Source organism: Paenibacillus mesophilus, from assembly GCF_005938385.1.
GTDB lineage: Bacteria > Bacillota > Bacilli > Paenibacillales > NBRC-103111 > Paenibacillus_AB > Paenibacillus_AB mesophilus.
This window is the reverse complement of sequence record NZ_VCRA01000019.1, coordinates 14267-38442: the sequence shown is the minus strand read 5'-3', so window position 1 is coordinate 38442 and position 24176 is coordinate 14267. Positions and strand designations below refer to the sequence as shown.

Annotated in this window: 18 protein-coding genes and 1 other annotated feature (1 of these 19 cut by a window edge); of the genes, 4 read left to right on the top strand and 14 right to left on the bottom strand. The window is 52.9% G+C overall.

Annotated elements, in window-relative coordinates:
• Positions 1-202 precede the first annotated feature (202 nt).
• The 3 genes from fsa to zwf are packed head-to-tail and all read right to left on the bottom strand — an operon-like array spanning position 203 to position 4403.
• On the bottom strand, positions 203-868 hold the full coding sequence (fsa, locus tag FE783_RS26550) for a fructose-6-phosphate aldolase (RefSeq protein WP_138882399.1): 666 nt from the start codon (positions 866-868) through the stop codon (positions 203-205).
• Positions 869-904: 36 nt separating this feature from the next.
• On the bottom strand, positions 905-2893 hold the full coding sequence (gene tkt / locus FE783_RS26545; RefSeq protein ID WP_138882471.1) for a transketolase: 1989 nt from the start codon (positions 2891-2893) through the stop codon (positions 905-907).
• On the bottom strand, positions 2877-4403 hold the full coding sequence (gene zwf, locus FE783_RS26540) for a glucose-6-phosphate dehydrogenase (protein ID WP_138882398.1): 1527 nt from the start codon (positions 4401-4403) through the stop codon (positions 2877-2879). The genes tkt and zwf overlap by 17 nt, the downstream gene beginning before the upstream one ends.
• Positions 4404-4567: 164 nt before the next feature.
• Between zwf and FE783_RS26535 the strand changes: the two genes are divergently transcribed.
• Positions 4568-5446: a LysR family transcriptional regulator gene (locus FE783_RS26535; RefSeq protein WP_138882470.1), complete on the top strand. Its 879-nt coding sequence runs from the start codon at positions 4568-4570 to the stop codon at positions 5444-5446.
• A 93-nt stretch (positions 5447-5539) separates the two neighbouring features.
• Here FE783_RS26535 and FE783_RS26530 read toward each other — a convergent pair whose 3' ends face one another.
• The 4 genes from FE783_RS26530 to FE783_RS26515 all read right to left on the bottom strand — a co-directional run bounded on the left by FE783_RS26530 (position 5540) and on the right by FE783_RS26515 (position 10609).
• Complete coding sequence (locus FE783_RS26530; protein ID WP_202916261.1) at positions 5540-7924, bottom strand: polyprenyl synthetase family protein; 2385 nt, start codon at positions 7922-7924, stop codon at positions 5540-5542.
• Positions 7925-8147: 223 nt separating this feature from the next.
• Positions 8148-8867, bottom strand: a complete 720-nt coding sequence (aac(2')-IIb, locus tag FE783_RS26525) for a kasugamycin N-acetyltransferase AAC(2')-IIb (protein WP_138882397.1) — start codon at positions 8865-8867, stop codon at positions 8148-8150.
• A gap of 319 nt (positions 8868-9186) precedes the next feature.
• Entirely contained in the window at positions 9187-9906 is a 720-nt protein-coding gene (locus FE783_RS26520; RefSeq protein WP_138882396.1) for a glycosyltransferase family 2 protein, read from the bottom strand.
• Positions 9907-9940: 34 nt separating this feature from the next.
• Entirely contained in the window at positions 9941-10609 is a 669-nt protein-coding gene (locus FE783_RS26515) for a PIG-L deacetylase family protein (RefSeq protein ID WP_138882395.1), read from the bottom strand.
• 206 nt (positions 10610-10815) lie between these two features.
• On the opposite strand from FE783_RS26515, the gene FE783_RS26510 reads away from it, so the two are divergent.
• Positions 10816-11889 carry an ATP-grasp domain-containing protein gene (locus tag FE783_RS26510; protein WP_158302040.1) on the top strand — a complete coding sequence of 358 codons (1074 nt, stop codon included), beginning with the start codon at positions 10816-10818 and terminating at the stop codon, positions 11887-11889.
• Positions 11861-12607, top strand: a complete 747-nt coding sequence (locus tag FE783_RS26505; protein ID WP_138882393.1) for a PHP domain-containing protein — start codon at positions 11861-11863, stop codon at positions 12605-12607. The genes FE783_RS26510 and FE783_RS26505 overlap by 29 nt, the downstream gene beginning before the upstream one ends.
• Before the next feature lie 78 nt (positions 12608-12685).
• On the opposite strand, the gene FE783_RS26500 is transcribed toward FE783_RS26505, so the two are convergent.
• The 4 genes from FE783_RS26500 to FE783_RS26485 all read right to left on the bottom strand — a co-directional run bounded on the left by FE783_RS26500 (position 12686) and on the right by FE783_RS26485 (position 19465).
• A complete protein-coding gene (locus tag FE783_RS26500) occupies positions 12686-14017 on the bottom strand; it encodes an ABC transporter substrate-binding protein (protein WP_138882392.1) in 1332 nt (443 codons plus the stop codon).
• Positions 14018-14041: 24 nt separating this feature from the next.
• Complete coding sequence (locus tag FE783_RS26495; RefSeq protein WP_138882391.1) at positions 14042-16336, bottom strand: FIMAH domain-containing protein; 2295 nt, start codon at positions 16334-16336, stop codon at positions 14042-14044.
• Positions 16337-16431: 95 nt separating this feature from the next.
• Positions 16432-18438: a hypothetical protein gene (locus FE783_RS26490; protein ID WP_138882390.1), complete on the bottom strand. Its 2007-nt coding sequence runs from the start codon at positions 18436-18438 to the stop codon at positions 16432-16434.
• A gap of 13 nt (positions 18439-18451) precedes the next feature.
• The gene (locus FE783_RS26485; RefSeq protein WP_238403264.1) at positions 18452-19465 is read right to left on the bottom strand and encodes a zinc-dependent alcohol dehydrogenase; all 1014 of its coding nucleotides are present in this window, start codon (positions 19463-19465) and stop codon (positions 18452-18454) included.
• A gap of 313 nt (positions 19466-19778) precedes the next feature.
• Here FE783_RS26485 and FE783_RS26480 point away from each other — a divergent pair, with 313 nt between their 5' ends.
• Entirely contained in the window at positions 19779-21185 is a 1407-nt protein-coding gene (locus tag FE783_RS26480; protein WP_158302039.1) for an extracellular solute-binding protein, read from the top strand.
• 91 nt (positions 21186-21276) lie between these two features.
• On the opposite strand, the gene FE783_RS26475 is transcribed toward FE783_RS26480, so the two are convergent.
• From FE783_RS26475 to asd, 3 genes are all read right to left on the bottom strand, one after another.
• Entirely contained in the window at positions 21277-21915 is a 639-nt protein-coding gene (locus FE783_RS26475) for a TetR/AcrR family transcriptional regulator (protein WP_138882388.1), read from the bottom strand.
• Positions 21916-21992: 77 nt separating this feature from the next.
• Complete coding sequence (locus FE783_RS26470; protein WP_138882387.1) at positions 21993-22757, bottom strand: CPBP family glutamic-type intramembrane protease; 765 nt, start codon at positions 22755-22757, stop codon at positions 21993-21995.
• Positions 22758-22930: 173 nt separating this feature from the next.
• Positions 22931-24016 (bottom strand): aspartate-semialdehyde dehydrogenase, encoded by a 1086-nt coding sequence (gene asd, locus FE783_RS26465; RefSeq protein WP_138882386.1) that lies wholly within the window; start codon positions 24014-24016, stop codon positions 22931-22933.
• Positions 24017-24136: 120 nt separating this feature from the next.
• Positions 24137-24176, bottom strand: a binding site (T-box leader) (it continues 225 nt past the right edge of the window).

The window sequence follows — 24176 nt, the reverse complement described above, 5'->3', positions numbered from 1 at the left end:
CCCGTAATGCTAGAATAGCACGGTGGTTCTTACGATATATAGTTTTTAATTAATTTTTCACACAGCTACGCTGATCTCCGAATAAACATACTTGATGGTATAGTCCGAGTCTATCTGCTTGCAGGATCTCCATGCCGAAGATTCGCCCGAGTGCAAAAAAAAAGCCGCGAGAATCGCGGCTCCAGGTGAAGCAAACCTATTTTTATTGAACCGCTTTTTTCCAGTCGGCGGCGAATTTCGCGATCCCTTGATCGGTCAGCGGGTGCTTCGAAATTTGTTCGATAACGGAGAACGGAATCGTTGCGATATGTGCGCCTGCCATCGCCACTCGAGTCACGTGATCCGGATGACGGACAGATGCCGCGATGATTTGCGCATCCAGGTTATGCGTACGGAATAATTCCGCGACTTTGGCAACCAATTGAACGCCGTCTTCCGAGATGTCATCCAAACGGCCGAGGAACGGCGATACATAGGTTGCGCCTGCGCGAGCGGCCAACAGCGCCTGGTTTACGGTGAAAATCAAGGTCACATTGGTTTTCACGCCTTTTTTGGACAAGTAACGGCAAGCCTCCAACCCTTCCAGCGTCATCGGAAGCTTGATCGTAATGTTTTTGTCATAATTATTGATTTTGATCAATTCGTTCGCTTGCGCGATCATTTCTTCGGCGGTTTCCGCATCCGGGGTTACTTCGGCCGAGACGGATTCAACCTCTGGCACTTCCCGCAAAATCTCGGCAATGCGGTCTTCGAATTTCACGCCTTCTTTGGCAACCAGCGACGGATTCGTCGTAACGCCGGACAAGACGCCGATTTTATACGCTTTTTTGATGTCTGCCAAGTTTGCCGTATCGATAAAAAATTTCATTGGGTACTACCTCCGTTTGTTTTGGTTTAGGGCTGGTTACCGCAGTAACTCTTTTGCCTGACGAACTACATTATATATGGAGAAGCCGAAATATTCCATTACCTCATTTCCAGGTCCCGAAGCGCCGAACGTATCGATTGCCAATACTTTTCCGCCGAGACCCGTGTAACGATCCCATCCTAGCGATATTCCCGCTTCGATGGCGATCCGTTTCGAGACGGATGTTGGTAAAATGCTTTGCTTGTAAGCCTCGGGCTGCCGATCGAACAGCTCTCTGCACGGCATGGCGACCACGCGAACGGAGATGTTGTCACGCTCCAGCTCCGCTTTGGCATGGACGGCCAGCGAAACCTCGGATCCGGTTCCGATCAGAATCAGATCCGGCTGATCGTTCGTTTCGGCCAGAACATAAGCTCCTTTCGCCACCTTGTCGATATTGGCCTTGGTCGCTTCATATACAGGCAGATTTTGTCTGCTCAGCACGAGGGCTACCGGGCCTTCTTGCTGCCGCAAAGCGTACGCCCATGCGCTAGCCGTTTCATTGGCATCGGTCGGTCGGATGACCGTAAGCCCCGGGATGGAGCGCAGGGCGGCCAAATGCTCGATCGGCTCATGCGTAGGTCCGTCTTCCCCGACTGCAATCGAATCATGGGTAAATACATAAATGACAGGCAGCTTCTGCAGCGCCGCCAACCGGATGGACGGACGCAAATAGTCGCTGAATACGAAGAACGTACTGACGAACGGTTTTACGCCGCCATGCAAAGCCATGCCGTTCCCCGCCGCGCCCATCGCATGCTCCCGGACGCCGAAGTAAATATTGCGGCCCGAATAAGAGTCGACGGCGAACGTTTGCTCTTTGCCGATGTCCGTCATCGTCGAATGCGATAAATCCGCGCTTCCGCCAAAAATGGACGGAACGGTTTTCACGTAACGGTTGATAGCTTCCCCGCTTGCTACGCGGGTGGAAATCGCTTTGGAAGTGTCGAACGTAACAATATCTGCGGCATCCAACAGCACGGAGCCGTCGATCGCCTGCTCAAGTTCCGTGCCGAGCGATGGATGTTGGTCTTTATAGGAAGCGAACAATTTGTTCCATTGTTGTTCCTTGGCCTCGCCCTCTTGCATAAGCCGGCGGAAATGAGCTTTGACTTCTTCCGGAACGGTAAACTCTTCCTCGTACTGCCAGCCATATACGTTCTTGGTCGCTTTCGCCTCATCTTTGCCGAGCGGAACGCCGTGTGCCTTGTTCGTTCCCGCTACTTTGCTGCCGTACCCGATAATCGTCCGAACTTCGATGAGAGTCGGCTGGGATCCGTTTTGTTTGGCTGCCGCAATCGCTTCGGCAATACGCGCAACGTCATTGCCGTCTTCTACCCGTATATATTCCCAATGAGCCGATTCGGCTCTTTTTTGCATATTTTCCCCAAAGGAAAGGTTCAGATCACCGTCGAGGGAAATATCGTTGGAATCGTACAAGACGATCAATTTGCCGAGCTTCATATGTCCCGCCATGGACATCGCCTCGTAAGAGATCCCTTCCATCAAGCAGCCGTCCCCGACAAGCGCATACGTATAATGATCGACAACCGGGAACCCGGCTTGATTGAACTTCGCGGCCAAATGCGCTTCGGCCATCGCCATCCCGACAGCCATTGCAATCCCTTGTCCCAAAGGTCCCGTTGTCGCATCCACCCCATCTGTGTGCCCGTATTCGGGATGTCCCGGCGTCTTGCTGTTCAGCTTGCGGAAATGCTTCAAATCGTCAATCGACACATCGTAACCGGACAAATGCAGCAAGCTGTACAGCAAGGCCGAGCCGTGACCTGCCGACAGTACGAAGCGGTCGCGGTTAAACCATTTAGCATGACCGGGATTGTGATTCAGCAGCTTGGACCAAAGGGCGTACGCCATCGGCGCAGCTCCCATAGGCAGCCCCGGATGACCGGAATTGGCACTGTTGATGGCGTCGATGGACAAAGTCCGGATCGTATCGACGGCCAACTGATCAATAGTTTGTGTGATAGGCATAAGGTTCCCCTTCTTTTGTGTTGGATTCTTGTTCTGTCTTGGTATCGAACCACCAATGATAGCCGTCCTCCGCCAGTAGCACGTCGGATTCAGCCGGTCCGTAGGAGCCCGCTTCATACAAGCGAAGCGGAACGAGATTGTCCTCGAATGCTTCCAGAATCGGTTGGACCCATACCCAAGACAATTCGACTTCGTCCCAATGGGCGAAAAACCTAGGGTCTCCACGCAAAGCATCGCAAATCAAATTTTCGTAAGCTTCCTGGACGTCGCCGCGATTTGCAGTCAAGTCGACATGAACGGGCTCGAACTCTTCGGTATGCGGAGCATCCTTCTTATGGAATCGCAGCGAAATTCCTTCCTTGGGGCCAATCTCAAAGACTAGAAGGTTAGGCGCTTTGCTGCCGCTTTTTGCTGCGAATGATGGCATCAAGGCGTCCTTGAACTCGATCACGATCCGGGTGGACTTCTCCCTCATTCTTTTGCCTGTTCGGATATAGAAAGGAACTCCGTCCCAGAAGGAATCGTCGATCCGCAATTTGGCGGCAATAAACGTATCGTTCATCGATTGTTGTGCAATACCCGGTTCGGAAGTATAGCCGGTTACCGGTGTTCCTTGAATCGTTCCGGCCGTGTATTGCCCGCGGATCACGCTCTCGACCACATCTTGTTTTCGCAGCGGTCTAAGGGCTTCCATCACCTTTCTCTTCTTTACGCGCGACATCTCGTCCGCACTGTCGTTCGGAAAGTGAACCGCCAGCATCATAAGCAATTGCAGCATATGGTTTTGGAACATGTCTCTGACAGCGCCGGCATGATCGTAATAGCCCGCTCTTTCCTCGACACCTACGGTTTCGCCCGCCGTAATCTGCACATTGGCAATGCGGCGGCCGGTCCACAATTCCCGAAGGATCGGATCGGTCTGATGCAGCACCTCCAGCTTCTGGACAATCGGCTTGCCGAGATAATGATCGATCCGGAAAATTTCATGCTCCGCAAAAGCCTTGTTCAGTTTCCGGTTCAAATCCCGGGCCGATTGCAGATCATGGCCAAAAGGCTTCTCGATCACAAGACGCTTCCAGCCGTCCGCGGAACCGAGTCCGCTTTCTTGGATATTGGCTGCGATCGTTTCGAAAAATTCCGGACCGACGGACAAATAAAACAGACGGTTCGGCGCAAGGCGTAGCTCTTGTTCCCGTTGTTCGATCATCTGCAGCAGTTTCCGGTAATCTTCCTGGCGTCCGGCATCCAGTACGCAATAACGGAATAGGCGCAAGAACGGTTTCAGGAGCGCGGGATCCTCCGCTTCGCGTCTGGAAAACTCGCGGATGGACCGCTCGACATTGGCCTGAAACGTCTCATCGGACCATTCTCTTCTTCCGAGACCGATCAAGAAGAAGGATTGCGGCAGCAAATTATCGACAAACAAATTATACAAGGCAGGATAAATTTTCCTTTTGGCCAAATCTCCTGTCGCTCCAAACAAAATAAACGTGGTCGGCTCCATTTCCTTTCTCCTCCCGGCAGTCTATAGTTGATCGATCGTCCGCAGCTGCGGCATGGCTGCTTCCCGATCCGGAAACTCTGGATTGTTGCTCGCAGTTCCACTATAATACGAATCGTATGCATGTAAGTAATTAATATATTTCACAGGAGCTATAGACCATGTCTATGGGTAATAACTACGAATTGTACAAAGTGTTTTATTGGGCCGCGAAGACAGGCAGCTTGACGCAGGCTGCCAAAGCTTTGTTCCTCACCCAGCCGAGCGTGAGCCACGCCATCAAACAGCTGGAGGACAGACTCGGCATCACGGTGTTTTACCGGAATCCCAAAGGCGTATCGCTGACGCATGAAGGCGCCGTTCTATATTCCTATATCGAGCGGTCTCATATCTTGATCACGCTGGCCGAAGAAAAAATGGCCGCACTTAAAAATTTGGACAGCGGCGAGCTGCGGATCGGCGGAAGCGATTCGCTGTTCAAGCATTACCTGCTTCCGTACCTGGAACACTTTCTTCAGAAGCATCCGGGTATCCGGCTTCACCTGAATCATGGCACGACACCGGAAATCATAGCTTTCTTGAAAGAAGGCAGAATCGATCTGGGCGTCGTCCGCCTGCCTATCGTCGATCCGCAGCTTGACGTAAGAGAGAGTATCCAGCTGCAGGATTGTTTTGTGGCGGGAGCCCGTTATGCCGGGCTTAAGGACGCGGTTCTGACACTGGATAGGCTGCTGGAACACCCGGTTATTTTATTCTCGCGCAATAGCCGGGCACGAATGGCCATTACGGAATTATTTCAAAGCTACGGCTATACGCTGAAACCTCAAATCGAGGTCGGAAGCGTCGATCTGCTCATCGAGTTTGCGAGGAAAGGACTCGGAATCTCTTACGTGACCCGGGAGTTTGTTGCGAAGGAACTGGAGGAGGGCTCTCTTTTCGAGATACGGTTGGACGTACGGCTGCCGCCCTCTCGTGTCGGGTTCATGACGATGCGCAATATGCCGCTGTCGATTACCGCAAGCCGGTTTATCGATCTGGTTCGATAGACTTCAATACGGTGCGGAATGTGAGCTCACTCGCTTCCTTTCCTTTTCATAAAAAAAAGTGCTGGCAATGTTGCCAACACAGAATGACCACTCTTAACAGTCCCGGCTAATCATATAAGTCAATAAATGCTTCAGAAAAGCGTTTTTGCGGGGCAGCTCCTTCCATGCATCCATGGCGAGGCAGTAGTGTTCCCACATCTGTTTTCTGGCGCCATCTTGACCCAGGACAGTCACGAAAGTCGAATTATTGTTGTCGACATCTTTCCCGACGGGCTTGCCGAGCAAACTCAGGTCTCCTTCCGAATCAAGCAAGTCATCCTTGATCTGAAAGGCAATGCCCGCATGATAGGCAAATTTCTTCAAAGCCGCAAGTTCCGACGCCTCCACCCGAGCAAGTATGGCAGGCATGACCAATGACGCCTCAAACGCAATTCCCGTTTTGTAAAAGCACATCGTATTCAATTGCTCCAGCGTCAACGGCTTTCCCTTCGATTGCAGATCCATCGCCTGGCCCATGCACATATCCGCCGCCTTCCGGGACGAATATTGCATCAAGGCAAGCACGGTTTTGGCATCGAACCCGTCAAGGGACGATTGTTCCTCAATCGCCTTCTGGATCAGAAACAGACCGGTTAATTCCGCGGTGGCGCTATTATGGACTTGATGCAAGGTCGGTCGCCCTCTGCGGGTGGACGCATTGTCCTGCGACGGCAAATCGTCGAAGATCAAGGAAGCGGTATGCATATATTCCAACGATTTCAGAAGCGGCCCAAGCGCGGAAGGAGCCAGTCCGTACTCGTTTACACCCATGACCCAAGCAAGTATTGGCCTGATCCGCTTGCCGTCCCCTTCGAGACTGTAATTGGCGGCATCGACCAGCGACTCGTTCATCGATGGAGTCCCGTTGCCGTTAGGAATGTGCAGCAGTTTGTTGATCTGATGGCGTACGGTTTCGACCGTTTCGAGGAAGCTTTCCTTTTCTTTGCGGTCTTCTTTCAGCACGGTCACCATCTGGTCCCGGAGCAGCTTATCGAAGAAATCCACATCGTCCGCTTTTCGAACCAGATGTTGGATGAGACGGTTGAATTCCGGATTTCCGGAAGCGAAAATCTCCATAATTTCGTTATATTTTTCCTTACCGATCCGTTTCTTGCAACGTTTTAGACCGTTGATGGCCCGATCGAGTATCACCTCGCGGGTTTTCGCATCGGAGCGATAGACGTGATGGATCAAATGGGAGATGACCGCCCAGTATAATTCGAACGGATTGATCAAATCCGGACGCTCGCTATAGTATTTCAAATAATACGTGTAAGGCGTCAACGCCCCGTCTCTCTCATCGTCGAACATATCCGCAAAGTCATCGGCAAGCTGATTGTAAATGCCATAGTAAAATGTTCGATGTTCAAAGCCTTCATCCGCGGGAGCGCCGATGACGGAACGGACGATCGATCGGGAAGACGAAGATTTGATGATGATGGGCACATACAGCTCTTCGTTGGTGTAATGCGCGTTGGAAAGATCCTTTGCACGGTCCGTCTCCTGAGAATGAAAAAACACATACGATTGCTCGAAAAAGGTATGCCGCGACTCCGGTTGCCGATGACTCTTAATATACTCGTAACCATCCCGGAGCTCCGAGTGCACGTAACGGACCAAATCCAGGTTATTGCCGGTCCACTCGCCTATTTCCGGCACGGATCCGGTGAGAAGCGCGGCACGGATCATACGGGAATACTGTGCTTTCTCTTGATCGTTTAAGACCCCGGAATCGAGAAGATCGTCAATAAAAGGATAAGTCAGCCCGTACGAGTATCCAAGCCTGATCGCTTCATCAAGTCTGCGGGCACGTTCCTCGGGCAATATTTCTTCGTCCATCTCTTCTATCACATGGAGAACTACCCCGATCATGATTTTGATCAGCTTGCGCAGCGCTTGCTCCGCATTCATCTCCTTCGGAAGATGGGAGGATACGGCCTTCAGTTTGTTTATGACCCAGATCGCGGCAAGCTCCACGCCTTCCTTCCGGGCCCACCGATACAACCCGGCCAAGCTCATATACTCCGGTTGGTCTCCCCCGTTTGTTGCGCTGGACCGAATCAACAGATTTTTCACGTCGGCAACGGTACGTTGAATTCTGCTCCGTGTGTCGGGATGATCCAATGCCTTGCCCAGATCCCTCATGTAAATATAGGAAACGCTGCGGTCCAAGTAATCATCCAGTTTACCCGTAACGTTCAGCCATCGGATATATTTATGATAATCCGCAGAATCAGGCTTTCTCTTCCGCCGCGACAACAAGGAAAGCAGTGAACGATGATGAATATGGTTTCTTTTCCACGATTGAATATCTTGTGTCAATATCGGCACATAGGCCTTTTCCTTCACCTGCGCATATAACGATGCAAAATAATGAGCCGCCTTCCGCTCGGCGAGCCGATACCAGGTTCCGGCATGATCTGTATATTCCTCATTCATACGTCGGATTCCCTCTGCTTCTATTAGTGTTAAACATGGATCCATGAAGTGAGAACGAGGTTACTCCAATGGCAGAAACGGTTGTGAATTCATGCCACAACGAATTCGTCGTCGGATCATGTTCACATCTTTATACGTGAAAAATTCGCAGGGGTTACAAATGAACGCTAGGCGGGGGTTGCGGGACCCCGATGGATCTCCAGCTTCTTAAAGAGAACTCGACTTAATGGATTGTAAAATTGACACCGTATACCGACAAAGCTAATTGTCTTGCCACACTCTGGGAGGAAAGATTGTCCCACGAAGTACTGTATAACGGGATACCGTCTATTTCACGCACCGCCATCGCCCATCCGGCAACAACTGCGGCGGCATATCCCCTTCCGCGATATTCGTTTAATGTCTCGAGCCCCGCTTCGTGCGCTCCGGGTGAGATGCGAACGCTTCGGCAGATCGAGACGGCTTTGTTTTCGTTTACGAGCGCCATACAAGGCTGCGCATAATCTATTTCCGATTTCAACCATTCGAAGCCGCCGTGAAGATACTCGTCCCTGTTATCCCGCGTGATGCTGACAACCTGCGCGTTCGGCACGGTTTCGTCAGGTACCCGATAACAAGGCCCCATCGTGTAGCGGTCGCTTTGTAGAAGGCTCATGTAAGCGTCGAAATGTTTCGGCCTTGTCCGTAAATCTCTTATGACCGGTTCGTCGGCGCACAATTTATTCAATTGCTCGACCAGCGTCTCCGGCACATCATACCGAAATCGGCAAAGAGCCGAACCTTCCATCGTTCGTCCCATAAAAAACCGGGGGGCTGGGCTCTCGCCCGGCCAAGGCTCGTTAACCGTACGTAGCCGCATGTTCCGGTCATACGTGAACATCGCCTCGGCATGCAATACCATCAGCTCCTGTGCGGTTGGATTCATTGCTCCCCTATCGCTCATGCTTTCATCCCTCCGTTCCGCTTGCCTAAATCTATTATCGTTTCTTGCCACATTCCATAGTATCAAAAATATCCAAACATAACCCGGGTATAAATCAAACTAATCCGAATTATCCTCCCGAAATAAGAAAAGCTTCTAATCGAAGCCCTCTCCACGATGAATGACCCTGCGTAAGAGGTAGCTTTTCTTAGTAAAGAAACTCGCACTTCGCTTTAACGCTTTAGCGAAGTTAAACTTTCTTTATCGTACGCAATAAGGCTGCCGATTCCCCGGCAGCCTCTATCGTTCCCGTCGCGGAGCTTCCGAACCGGACAAACGGCTATTTGACCGGCCGGCTCGCCCACCTGCGGTAGCGAATTGTCCTTGCTACAAACTTGCTTCCTCTCATTACGATGTCGTCACTCAAGGTCCACGTATGGCTTTTTTTATTCGCCCTCCGGATTCCGACAAAATTATAAGGAGAGGTGGCGTACAGCCTATACCCTTTTGCCCGGCTTCTTTGCAAAAAGTTTGTATCCTCACCGAGCGTACGATCGGCAAAACGAACGCGATTGTGCAGCCGCCTCTCGAACAGAAGCGTACCTCCCGCCACATAATTCACGAATTTGTTTTTCTCCGAAGGAGTTGTAATGGCAAGCAGACGTTTCCCTTCAAAAAATTTCAGATGAGCTCCTTTTCCGACAATATCGGCACCGGTTCGGCGCAGAGCCCTTACTTGTTCCATAAGGTAATTGGGCGCGTAGTAATCGTCGTCGTCAAACTTGGCGATGATCGGATATTTTGCTTTGCCGATTCCATAATTCAGGCACCGGCCCAAAGAAAACTTTTCCGGAACCTTGTGGACCGAAATATTGGGAAAGGAAGAAACCATCCGGCGAAATTTGGCCAAATCCATACTATCCTTGTTCAGAACAACGATCAGCTCTTTCTGATTATATCGCTGCCTTCTGTAGTTGTTGATCAGCGCGCTGAAGAACAGCGGGCGATTTGTGCAAGTGATGACCGAGACCCCTTGTATCCGATTGACATACAGACTCACTAATCATTCCCTCCCAAGATCGAAATCTCGTATTTTACCCATGGAGCCGTATGATCTGAAAAGCTTCGGCGAATTCCTCGAATATTTGATTGCCGCGGAACTTTGCTTTATGCAGGAGGCTATCCGGATGAACCGGATGACGTAATGAGCCGATCTGGGTCTGATAAGCCTCCAACGTCTTCATTTTGAGATTCATGGCCTCTTCCGTAAGGGGAACGTAGAGATTCGGCTGAAACATCAGTTCTCCGTCGGTCTCATATACCAAGACGGTGCCACTCCAGAAATACGGCCGCGCCGCTGCCATTGCGGCCTGATGAAGCGCTTCGTGGTCCTGATGTTTCGTAATGGACGGAATATACAGGACTGTCGGACGGAATTCCTCTATGTGGCGTTCGATTTTTGCGACCAGCTCCACCCGAGGGATGCGGTCGAGCCTGCTGTCGTAAAGCTGCTTGCCGGTTTGATCCGGATAAAGGATATGATAATCCGTAACACCGAGCAGACGCATGGCTTCCTTTAGCTCACTGATTCGTTTCTTTCCGCTATAGGTGCCGTAACCGCTTTGTTCCTTCCGATAACGCTTGGAGTCGCTTAAGGTGAAGGAAGCTATGACAATTCGAACCGGACTGCCGTGGCGGATATATTTCTGAATGACACCGGCGCAGCCGAGCGTCTCATCGTCCGCATGGGGAGCCAAAACCATTGCACGTTGCTCAGAATAGAGGAGCGCACCCAATCGTATCACACCTTCGTCGTATGGTATGGATTTGACTATCCTAACCTATGAAAAGATCAAGAGCGTTTCCTGTACTGCGACCTATTCCTAGTAAAATTGGTCGCCTGTCAGGCGCTTAAACGACGGTTAGAGAGTATAGTGGGAAGAAAATAGAGGTTGGTGATGAATTCATCGTGAAACCGTTCGTGCGCATACTTCTTACCGGAGCAGGTTCTCCGGCCGCTTCCGGCGTCATTCGGTCTCTCCGCCTAAACCGGGATATGGATGTCGAGATTATAGGCATGGATTGCAATTCGGAAGCCGCTGGATTTCATTTGGCGAATAAGCATGTCGTCGGTCCCCGGGCGTCGGAGGAATCGTTTCTGCCATTCGTCCTGAGTCTATGCGCCATGGAGAAAGTCGGGATGGTTTTTTCTCTCGTCACGGATGAACTAATCAAGCTGTCGGAGGCGCAACATGAACTGCTGCGTCTTGGCACTCGACTATTGATTTCCTCGGCGGAATCGCTGCGAAAAGTCATTCACAAGGGACGTTTGTATCAAGCGCTTCAAACGATGGGGTTGGCCGTGCCCGAATTCCGGACGGTCCATACTCCGGAAGGTTTGATCCATGCGATCTATGAACTTGGCTACCCGGCTCGGCCGGTATGCTTTAAGCCGGTCGTATCGGACGGCAGCAGAGGGTTTCATATCGTGGATAACAGCGCCGACAGGTTTCAAATGCTTTTCCGGGAGAAGCCCAGCTCCGCGCATATCAGCGAAGAAGAATTGTTGCGTATTATCGGGGGGTGCGCCGACATCCCGGAAACCCTCGTTATGGAGTACTTGCCGTATGAGGAGTATAGCGTGGATCTGCTGGCCAAGCACGGCGAGGCCGTTGTGGCCGTTCCAAGGCTGCGTGAGGTTACGGTGGGAGGAATTACGACAAAGAGCTTGATAGCGAAAGAACAGGATATTATCGATTACGCAGTTGCGGTAGTCAAGTGTATGCAATTGAATGGCAACATCGGCGTGCAAGTCCGCCGGGACCGGCATCGAGAGCCGAAAATCGTAGAGATTAACCCGAGAATACAGGGAACGATCGTACACTGCACCGCGGCCGGGATCAACCTTCCGGCGCTTGCCGTAAAGCAAGCGCTCGATATTCCGCCGCGCAAAGACGAATTGGAGATCAAGTGGGGAACTCGGATGACGCGTTATTGGGAGGAGGTTTTCTACGATGTTCATGGATCTTCATATGCACTCTAATTATTCGGACGGCAAAAACACGCCGGAAGAGATGATCGAAGCCGCAATCGGCATCGGCTACGAAACGATGGCCATCACGGATCATGTTTGGAAGTCGAGCTCATGGATACCGGCGTACGCCGCGCATCTTCATGCGCTGAAGCGGAACTATCGGCATCAAATCCGGCTTTACACGGGGATCGAAGCGAAGGTCGTGTCGCTGGACGGCGATATTGATGCCGATCCCTCCTTCGACTCTCTGGTAGATCTCGTCCTCGGTTCCATTCATCGCATTCCGAAGCCGGACGGCTACTACTCCAAGGCGGATGCGGGTCGATTGCCCAGAGGATCGATCATCGGGAACTGGCTCGAAGCTTTCTACGGGATGCTCGATAACCCGCGTGTGGATATTATCGCCCATCCGCTGTCGGAGCTGAAGGGCTTCGGGATACGGGAAGAAGAGCTTCCGATGGAGGAAATTACGGACCGGATCGCTCACTCGGGCAAAATTCTGGAATTGAACGTTCGTTACAATACTCCCGATCAAGCCGTCATTCGGATATCGGCGCATAAGGGAATCCCGTTCCTGATCTCATCCGACAGCCATTCCGTTCAGGATTTGATCGCAAACAGCAGGCTCGTCAAGGAGTTCACGGGTAGAGGGTATCAATTGATCGACATCCACCGGCATATAGGAGAGAAAAAAAACAATACACTTCCTCAACCGAAGCCTGATTAAAATGGCGGCAGCCTTGGACTTAATTCTCGTCCAAGGCTGCCGCACTTCCAATCCCGTGTGGTCTGGCGTGCAGTTCAATTACTGTCCGCTCGATTTCAGATTCGCAATTTCCTTCTCGGCCATTTCCGATGCGGTCCGCAATGCCGTGTTCACGTCCATCTGCCCTTTGCCGAGCTGGTACCAAACCTTTTCAAGCTGATTATTCGTAATCGCTTGATAAGCCGATTGCTGGAACGGCGCGGCGGGTTTGTTTTTCGTCAGCGATTTCAAGTTTTTCCCCTGCAGGTTCGGATTGTCCAGACCGAAGGCGTCCTTGACCGCTTGCGTCTTCACGACCGGAAGGCCTAGTGCCTGCTTGGAAATGTTCGTCTGGTACTCGTCGCTCGTCATATAGGCGATGGCCTCGAAGGCATCGTCCTTATGCTTGCTGACGCTCGCGACATAAGCTAGCGTCAGCATCGCCTGCGAGCCTACTCCGCGCAGATTGCCGAATTCCGGCAGCGAGACCATATCCCAGTTCACGTCCTGCTTTGTAGTCGGGATCGTATATGCGTACATGGCGGCGACTTTATTCACGAGGAAAGCGTTGCTGACCGCACGGAATGTCGTTTCCGCAAACGCGTTTCCGGGAATTTCGTAGAACCGGTTAATGTTGCGCACGAACTGCCCCCACCGGTCGTCGCTGTAGAACAACGGCTTATCCGTCTTCGGATCGGCGAAGCCGAGCGACATTTGATTCATCCAGGCTATGTTGTACGATTGGGTAATGAAGCCCCTGTACTGCGTTTCCCCGTCCTTCCTGGTCATCGTCTTGGCCAGTTCGTACGTTTCGTCCCAGGTCATGCCGTCCTTCGGATACGGTACGCCGAATTTATCGAACAAATCTTTATTGTACATAAGAGACAGGACGTTCATTTTGAACGGCAAAGCGTATAAGCCGCCCTTCGAAAGCGCTCTCACCGCCTCGACGGTGCTTGGCTCCAGACGGGACAAATCGTAGTTGTGCTTCTTGATCAATTCGGTCATATCGTATTCGAACTTGAATGGCGTGATCAGCCGGTAATGGTTCGTATCCGCATTAAGGATCACGTCGATCGGCTCCTGGGCCGCGAGCAGATTGGCGAGATGACCTGCCGGATTCGTATCCGGAGATTGCACGTAATTGATCGTAATATGAGGAAATTTCTTTTGAATGGCATTGCCGTATTGTGCCATCCAGTCTTCCTTCAAATCCCCGGAGTTCGGATTATAAAATGTAAGCGTAACGGGTTCCTTCGGTTTTTCGGCCGCCGGCTTTGCCGTCTCCGTATTTTTCGCCGAGTCGCCGTTCCCTCCCGTGCCGCACGCGCCCAGAACGAGAGCAAGCGACAAGAAAGGAAGTACCGTCTTCGACATTGTATTGCTTTTCATTTCTTCCACCCTTTCGGTGACGTATTAATTCCCTGCCGTGCCTTGTATCAGCAGGGTGATCTCGTTCAACCCCGACTCTAGTCCGCTGCGTACCGGCTCGCTTGCCCATTTGCCGCCCTGCTTCAGTCCATCGGCCGCCTTGGCCAAAAAGTGTACGGCTTGGTCCCGGCGCCCGGCTTCCCAATGATGGATCGCTTGGCGTAAATCATTGCCGGTCTGCATATAGAGCGGTTGCCCTAGACTACCATCCGCAGCCGCGGCTTCGATCCGCTCACTCATGCGGGCCAGCGCAAGATCGGGGTTCGTATACCGCCACAGCTCGTGCCTTTTGCCTTCGATACCCGAGCGCATGTACAGATCGCCGTTCCGGTCTGCCGTCAGGTTGGAAAATTGGCGCGTATTGTCCAATATCGAAACTTTCTTCGACTTGCCGTCGATTCGGAAAAACGTGCCTCGCGCCGTTCCATATACGTTGCCGTCCTTGCCTGCCGCCATGAACGCGTCCGTCCATACCGTTCCCGCATAGCGGATCGGCATGACCTCGTGCGTTTCCGTTACTTTTCGGGAAGCCGGATCGTAAATGAACAGCACTCCCTCGTCAAAGCCCCACAGGTTGCCGTCCGGACCGACGATCAGCGAAGTAACGGCCTGCTTTCCGGCCACGGGTACGATTTCCAGCTCCTTCTGTCCGGTCGCCGCATCCCATACGAACAGCTTCCCTTCCTTGGCCGTCGGAGCCGGCGCGCCGTAAGCGCCCCAGATCGAGGTACCCCCGTACACTTTGCCGTCTTTGTAGGCAAGCGTGATGATGCTCTGATCCTGCACCAGATTGCGGTAAGTGTTCAGCGCCTTCGTTGCCGGATCATAGACGGCGAACGCTCCGCCCAGCTGGCCGTATTGGGGTACGGTGCCCATGAACAGCTTGCCGAGCTCCGGTGCTCCGACCATGCCGAACGGACGATCCTGCAAGCTGTCGGCCGGCAGCTTCGCAATTTCGGCAGGATTGCCGGTTCCCGTCGACCGCGACGTATCGAACATCCCGAGCCGCGCTTGCGGATATATGCCGAAATAAAGCACGTCACCGATAGCCGCGATGCCTTCGGCTTGACTGATGTTAAGCGAGACCGGCTCCATGACGCCGGTTGCCGGATTATAGATGCCGACACCGCCCTGCGTGCCCGAGGCATATACCTTTCCGTCCGGTCCTGCCGCGATCGAACGGATCTCGATCGGCTGACCCGGCACGTCGATCGTTTGCCCCCGCTGCTTCGCCGCCGCGAAATCGTATGTTACCGCGGCATTGTAGCCCGCCCAGGCGGACAACGTATAAGCCGGCGTCTGAGAAGTACCGGTCTGGATCATTCTCACCGATTTCCAGCCGTTGTATTTGCCGAACCGGAAGACGGGCGATGTCTGCTTCGCGACAAAATCGTAGGCATGCACGTACGCGTCGCCCGGGGTGAACAAATATGCCTTCTTGCCGTCCGGCGACGAAATCACATCGGACGAAACGCCTGTGCGCGTATATTCGATCGCCTTCGTCAGCTTATCCATCACGATCAGCTTCGACGACTTGTTCAGCTGGATGAACAGCTTGCCGCCTCTCAGATCGATGCTGTTCGGGTATTCCTCGACGGACAATGACGCCGGCATCCAGTTGGCGGACACGGCCCCGGTCGCGGGATTGAATTCGACCAGCTTGTTGCTTGTTCCCGTTCCGACGTAGAGCAGCCCTCGTTCGGCATCGTATGCGGTCGCCCTTATATATTTCTCGCCTGGTACGAGCGTGCCGTAATTGCGGTAGGCTCCGGTCGCGGGATCGAACTCGAACATTTTGCCGCCCGGATAAGTGCCTCCGTACAGCTTGCCGCCGGGACCGTTCGTCAAGCCGTAAATATACGTCTCGCCCGCGATCGGTTTGCCGAGCGATTCCAGCTTCGCCGTTCCCGGCACATAGCGGAACAATTCGGCCGAGCCGGTCGTCCCGATATACACGTTCCCGTCGGTCCCGGTTGTCATGGACGGAGCGCTCGACGTTCCGGGTATTTCGATTACTTTGTCAACCTGAAGCGTGAGCGCGTGAACGGAGACGAATTGTGCCGGAGAGCCGTTTACGGAGGCGCTGATATATGGCGTCCCGTCCGGACCGTCGAATGGCACGCCTCCCACGCCGACTACCCGCTTGAGCGGTGTCCCGAGCATCTCGTAGACGCCGGATGCGGCATCCTGCGCTTCCGCCGTTTTCGGCCCCGTTGCCGTTGTACTGAGTCCCAGCATGAAGACCAACAAGCAGGTACCCATCGTTTTGGACCATTTCATTTTGGAAGCTCTCCCTTCCCTTAATGGTGTTGGTCCCCCAAATGTGGAGCATGTCTTCGAAGCTTATGGGGGAGCCCTGAAACTTCTTTTTGCCGTCAGCCCGGAAGCGTATACCGCCGCAGCCTCGTCTTCCCGTCCGAGAAATAGAGCCGCCCTTCGCGATCCTCGGCCAGAAACCTCGCTCCGTCTTCCACGAGCGTCTCCATGGAAGCTACTGCCGGGTCGTATCGGAATAAATACTTTCCCTGCACGGTTCCGTAAAGAGCGCCGTCTTTGCCGAATCGCAGGGAGGCGTCCCTCCATATCGACTGCTCGCCGTACCGGATATCCGGGAACAAATGCGCCAGATGCACAAAGCTCTCACTCGCCGGATCGAAGGCGAATACGTATCCTTCCGCCATCCCCCATATCAAGCCGTCCGTTCCGAACGTCAAAGCCGTAATCGCTTTCAATCCTGGAACAGGCAGCGGGATCCCCCTTGCTTCCTCCGAGAACACATCGAAGATGAGCAATTCCGCTTCGGTTCGAGCAGGCTTAATCCCGAGTCCTCCCCAAACGTTCGTCCCGCCGTATAGCTTGCCGCTATGATGAACGAGCGTTACGATGCTGAGATCCGGAAGCGGGTTGCGATACACTTTGCGCGAGCCGGAACGCGGATCGAAGGCCGTGATGGAGCCTCCCAGCTTGCCGTAGCCGCAAATGGTGCCGATGTACAGCACATCGCCGCCCGTCGTCAACCCATACGGCCGGTCCTGCTCCTCGGCGGACAAGTTGAACAATTGACGGGGATTGCTTCCTCCCCGGACCATCGACCAGGGCTCGGCGGGATCGTACTCGAACAGCTTGGCGTGCGGATAAACGCTGAAGTACATTTTGCCGCCGACCTCGGCGATATTTTCCGTCTGCCCGACTCCTTTATATTCGGTAAAAAGTCCGGTGGACGGATCGAATACGGAGGTGCCTCCGACCAGAAACGCACCCGTGTAAATGTGACCGTCGGACCCCGCGACGACGCATTGCACATTCGTCGGCACGCCCGGAATGTCCAGATCGGTTATGCGGATCGCGCCCGTCGTCGGATTGTATTTGAATAGACGGGTTTTGCCCATCCGGCAGCCTGCCCCGATCAGCGTCCGTCCGGGGAACGACTCTTGATCCGCCAATTGAACGAAGCTTAGTTTGTAGGGGGCTATAGTCGTATCGACTCCGAGCGATGCCGCTTCTCCTGTTGCGATATCGTAACGGTGAATCGTACCCGCCGAGGCGTAGTAGACGCAGCCTTCATACTCTTCGGATACGCCGAGGCTGCCTACGTTCGGCACTTCGCGCTCCAGTTGTTCCGTTATCCGGCCTTGGCTGTCGAGAGTAAGACGGTAAACGAGCATCCGGTTGGACGGATTGAGCCGGACGAACAATCTTCCGCCTTCGATGTTCAGATCGTACACGAACTCGTCGTTCCAGTACGACTCCGGAAGCAGCTCCCCGATATGTCCGCCCGCATGCTCGTAACGCTTCAGCCGCGGATGGGAGCCGATTCCGACATAGGTGACGCCGGCTTCGGCCCAGTGCGCGAGACTGCGCACATAATGCTCGCCGGGCTCGAACGGCTTCGGGCCATGAAGCTTGAAGCCTCCTGCGGGGCTGTATTCGTAAAACACCGCTCCCGGGTACGTCCCTCCGAACACCGCATCCTTCCCTGCCGGAATCAGGGAATACCCGAACGTCGTTTCGGGGGTCGGCTTTCCGAGCGTTTCCAGCTTGCCGTCCGCCGGAGTATACCGGTAAACATTCCCTTTATTGTGAGAGGCGACATATACGCTGTCATCATTTGCAACGGTCATCGTAAATCCGCCCATCGCATCGGGAAGGCGAATCGCCTCGAGCAGCCGTTCCTCGTCCAAATCTACGATGCCTAACCGGGCGTCTTCCCCATGCGCGCCGTCCAGCGACAAATACATGATCGTGCGGCCTTCAGCAGATTTCGCGAAGGCGGCGGCGTGGGAGGTGGAATTATGGATTGGCGCCCCCAGATCCTCGACGGTTCCGACCGGGCGGAAGGCGGCCCGTTTGACTTCAACCGGTTCAATGGCTATTCGATTCAATGCGCTGCTCCCTTCATCGGTTCATAGGATCGTACCGGATCACCATGCCCATCGTCTGCTCGGGCGTCTTCTTGTATTTCTCGTAAGCGCCCTGCATATCTTGCAGCGGGTAATGGTCATAGATCAGCGGCTCGACCTGGATCGCACGGCGTTCCAGCAGCCGGATAAATTCGCCCATATTGCGTCCTTCGGTCCAGCGGACGAAGCCGATCGGGTAGTCGTTGCCATGCAGCTCGTAAGCCGCATCGCCCCTGCCCGGACCTCCCGCCTTGGAGACGGTTAAGTTCGCTTCTTTGGCGAACAGCAGGCCGCGATTGAAATCCATTTTCATATCGCCTACGACAACGACATGGCCGCGATCCCTCACCCAACGCAAAGCATGATCGATCAAGCTTCCGTCGGCGCTGTTCGCGCAGAGCAATACCGCATCCGCGCCCGCTCCTCCCGTATTCGCTCCTACAAGGGCACCCATCTCGTCCAACCGCTCCGCAACCGTACATGCAGGAAGCATCGCCGCAAGCTTCCTCCTTCGTTCCGGGATCAGGTCATGGGCGATGACTTGATAAGATGCGGCGTGGGCGATTTGACAGACGAGCTGCCCGATGATGCCGAGTCCGACGACGGCGACCGTCTCGCCGAAATGGAGCGCTGCTTTGCGAAGGGCATGAATCGCGATAGCCCCGAGTCCGACAAAGGATGCTTCCTCGAAGCCGACCGACTCCGGGATCGGCACGACCAAATGGCGTGGGACCGATAAATATTCGGCATGTCTCACGTAAGGGCCGCCGTAACAGGCCACTCTCTGTCCCGCCGTCAATCCGCCGCAATCTCCCGGGTCCGCCACATAGCCGGCGGCGCTGTATCCGAGTGCGGCCGGCCGCTCGTTAGGCCTTCGCGCGATCATCAGCTCGGTTCCCGGACTGATGGCGGAGCAGACGGTCCGAATGAGCGCATGGCCCGTTTTGGGCACCGGCTCGGGCTCGCACTCGGTTAGGATCATTCCCTCTTTGGCAACGATGACTCGCAAGGTTTCCCCTCCAATCCATTGATGTAACAACCACAAACGAACTTGCAAGAAATAATAAAGGATTTAATCATTTGTGATACGTATCTGATTGAATTATATAGACATCAAGTAAACGCTGTCAACGAAAAAATCGTCTATTCGCGTGTTCCAATCTTTTGCCGCCGTTTTACGATGTATGGTGCGGATCGCAACAGTTCCTTCGTGTCGCGAGTGACATTGGCCGTTTTTTTATTTATAATAGAGTTTATGATTCCAATCAACCGATATGACATGTTTCAATCAGATACGTACTAGAAAATCAGGAGGTACCGGAATGAGCCGGAAAACGAGGCAATCTGTACTGAGGTCGAAGCTGGACGACATGATAGCCGGCATCCGGGAACAAATCACGAGCGGAAAGCTGAATGACGGGGATTTTCTGCCTTCCGAGGTGGAGCTGGCGGAACAGTACGAAATAAGCAAACATTCCGTCCGGAAAGGACTGGACCTGCTGGTCGAGCAGGGATACGTGTTGAAGGTTCCGAGGATCGGCAATAAAGTGAGTCGGCCCGAACAGAAGCCGACCGTCGTTCTTCGTTTGGGCTATTATCCTTCCATGTGGAGGCAGGCGGCTTTATCCGAGCTGGTGAAGCTGTACCGGCAGCGGCATCCGGATGTAGGCGTGGAGCTGATCCCGATTCCGTTCAAATTCGACGATCTGCATTTGATGCACCATTATTTGGAATCCGGTCTGATCGACATCGCCATGTTCAACCAGCTCAGCTTCGGGGAGCTCCATGAATCCGGCCTGCTGAAGGAGCTTCTGGAACCGCTGCAGCCTTCCGAGGAGCTGTATCCGTTCCTGCTGCCGGCGTTCCGAGTCGACGGGCTGCTGCATGCGCTGCCCTTCGTCTTCTCTCCCGTCGTACTCGGCTACAATAAAGACCACTTCGCCGAATACGATCTGCCCGAGCCGGACAGCAGCTGGACGTGGAGCGACCTTCTAAGCGTAGCGGCGGAAATCGCCCGGGAACACAAACGGGTCGGTTTTTATTACCATGCGCTGTCCGACAACCGTTGGCCGATCTTTCTGCTGCAAAGCGGAGAATCTTCAATCGAGGGGGCAGCCGGACATTTCGACTTCTCCGGTCCGGCGGTCCGGGAAGCGATCCGCATGAGCCGGGACATTTTGAACGACCAAGGCTTGACCTCTCTTTTGTCCCAAAGCGACGGAGAAGCGGAAGAGCTGTTCCGGGGCGGGAAAATATCGATGATCATGACGACTTATTTCGGATTGAACTTGTTGAAGGATGCTCCCTTCCGGTTCGATATCGCTCCGCTGCCTGCGCTGCGGACGAACCTTACGCTCAATCTTGTCGTGGGTCTGGCGGTAGCGGCCAAATCCGCACAGAAGGAGGCGGCCAAGCATCTGGTCGGCGAGCTGACCTCGATGGACTACCAAAGTCTGATCCGCCGCAGGACGCTAAGCATCCCGGCGCTCAAAAAAGCGGCGGAGCGGGGACTTGCTCCGGACCACCCCGCACCTCCTTACGAGCCGTCGAGATTTATGCTGTACCGGGAAATTATACGCAGCTTCCGGCTGCATTCCGATCTGCAGCTGTCGGGCGAAGCAATGAAACGAGTGCGCAGCGAGCTGAAGCTGTATTGGGCGGGCGTCACGGATTTGGACGCATGCTGTATGGGCTTGGAGGATGCGGTGGCGGTCCGGCCAATCGGCTGACCGGCGAATTGTATTACCCAACAAAGAAGCCGGGAAAGCGTATTCCGAACGCCCCCGGCTTCTCGCGTTGCATTTTCCTTTAAGGAGGACACTACAGCTTCACAATCTCCGTAAAATAGTGAATATGACTTTTCACTCGTTTCTCCAATTCATCCGTCTCTTTGTCGTCAAACTTCAGCAGCAAGTATTCCGTCATCATGGCGAAAATCGGATATTGATATTCAATGGCAAGCAGTTTTGCATCGTAAGGTTTGATCTGTTGATTCGGAATCAGAATCTGGAAAGCCGAAGTCAAGAAGTCGATCGTATCCTTGTATATATACTGCAAAATGATTTCCCGGGCGCGCTGATCCCGATATTGCTCAATATTTAAAATCCGCCAAATTTTCGTAAGCAGCGGGTTCTCGATGGCCCGTATGAATTGATCAAAGCCTTGCTCCAAAAAGGCTTCCAGCGATACGGCTTTCAAAATCTGTTGCAGCTGCTCCGGCGAGGGGAATCCTTGCCCGTTGTTTTTCTGCATATTTTTAAAAAGCAGATAGATCGACTCCAGAATTTCGTCTTTCGTTTTATAGTGATTGTATAGGGCACTCTCTTTGATCCCGACCTGCTTCGTAATTTCGCGCACCGATACCGCGGAATATCCGTTTTGCGAGAACATATCGATAGCCGCTTCGAGTATTCTCCGCTTCGTCTGGCCTGATTCTTTAACGGGAAACAAATGATCCATCGTATACGACACCCTGCTTTCTTGTCATCCTTTATCGCCATTATATATTAACGATCGTTCACATGCAAAGAAAGCGGCTAACCGAGTGAAACGAGGAACACTTGTGCGCCAAGCTGCAAGTCCATTACATAATGCGCCAATGCAATCGGAAGCAGCTTCTTAGTGCGGCTGAATATAAAGCCCAATGCAATGGCCAAAGGAATAAAGGAAAGAAACCTCCACAGCATATAGGGCACATCAAACACCATAGGCAGCACGATATGTTGGAAGGCTAGCGCTAATCCGGTCATCATAACGGCAACCCATAAGATGCCTGTTTTCTTATAAAGGCGAGGAAGAGCATACCCGATGTAGGTTGGTGTCTCCACAAGACCGTTGGAAAGCGGGAATACGACTAACGCGATGATTGCCGCCCAGACAGGCAACGATTGAAACATCGTATCCGGAGGCACGACGGTTCCCAATAGCAAATAGGAGAACGCGAACAAAGGAATTCCGCCTAGTGCAAACCCGACGATAAGAAGCAAACAAAACTGTCGCGCGAGTTTTCCAAGCTCGCCCTTCCGAACCTTAAACATGCTGCGGTAGGTGCTTCCTTCTTTATGGATCCAGTATCTCAGAATGAGAAACGTTGCCGCATTGGCGAATATGGCTTGAAAAGGCCACCATCTTTCTGCTGCTTTCAAAGGATCCGCATGGCCGACGAGAGCAAATAGACCTACAAACCCAATTCCGAAAACGAAAAACAATAATGTGCGCATTAATAAAGAAAAAACAATGCGCCCGCCGGAGCGGATTTCATGACTGCTTGGTACTGAATGTTTGATAGCCGCTGTTTTCATTCGATTACACCTCAATATGATTTTTCATTCCAATATATGCATTATAAATGAACGAACGTTAACTTGTAAAGTATTAACGTTCGTTAATATCGTTATTTTAGCATAACAAAAAAACAGCAAGCCCCGATTATTCGGATTGCTTGCTGTCTATCTGCTCGACCCTACGCGAGCATTTATTTGGCCTGAATATACCCTTCCGCTTTGAGCAGTTCGGCGATCAGAACTGCGCCGCCCGCTGCTCCGCGCAGCGTATTATGCGATAGTCCGACAAATTTATAATCGTATAAGGAATCCTCGCGCAATCTACCCGCCGAAACTCCCATTCCGCGCTCAATGTCGCGATCAAGCTTCGTCTGCGGTCTGTTCTCTTCTTCAAAATACGTGATGAACTGCTTCGGTGCGCTCGGCAGGCCAAGCTCCTGCGGCCGACCTCTGAATTGCAGCCAGCGTTCGAGAATTTCTTCCTTCGATGGTTTTTTCTCGAACGATACGAATACCGTAGCCAAATGTCCGTCCGTTACCGGAACGCGGATACACTGTGTCGTAATTAAAGGGGCGCTTGCTTTAACAATTTGATCGTTTACAATGCTGCCCCATATACGCAGCGGCTCCTGCTCGCTCTTCTCTTCCTCGCCGCCGATATAAGGAATGACATTATCCAGCATCTCGGGCCAATCGGAGAAGTTTTTGCCTGCTCCGGAGATCGCCTGGTACGTCGATGCGACCACGGTTGTCGGTTTGTAATCCCACAGTGCATGGAGTGCCGGCACATAGCTCTGGATCGAACAGTTCGGTTTTACGGCAATAAAACCGGTCGAAGTTCCAAGCCGTTTTCTCTGTGCGGCGATGACTTCGATATGTCCCGGATTAATTTCCGGAATGACCATCGGAATATCGGGAGTCCAGCGGTGAGCCGAATTATTGGAAATAACGGGTGTGCCCGTCTTGGCATACGCTTCTTCCAGCGCTTGGATTTCGTTCTTCTTCATATCGACCGCGCAGAAAACAAAATCGACCTGAGCGGCAACCTCTTCCACTTTCGACGCATCCTGAACGACGATACGCTTCACATCTTCAGGAATCGGGCTGGACAGCTTCCATCTGGTTTGTACGGACTCTTCATAAGTTTTCCCTGCCGAACCGGCACTGGCTGCAATGGCCGTTACTTGAAACCACGGATGCTGATCCAGCAGCTGGACGAACCGCTGTCCCACCATCCCCGTTCCTCCGACAATACCGACTTTCAATTTTTGTGTCATATGCTATCATTTCCTTTCCGAGTAAATGGCATTTTTTACTTCGATATTCAAGCAGTACGAATCATGTGTGCAGTACTTTCCTTAGCGACAAAAAAAATCCCACCCCCAAGACTGTGTAGTCTTAGGGACGAGATTTATACGCTCGCGGTACCACCCCAGA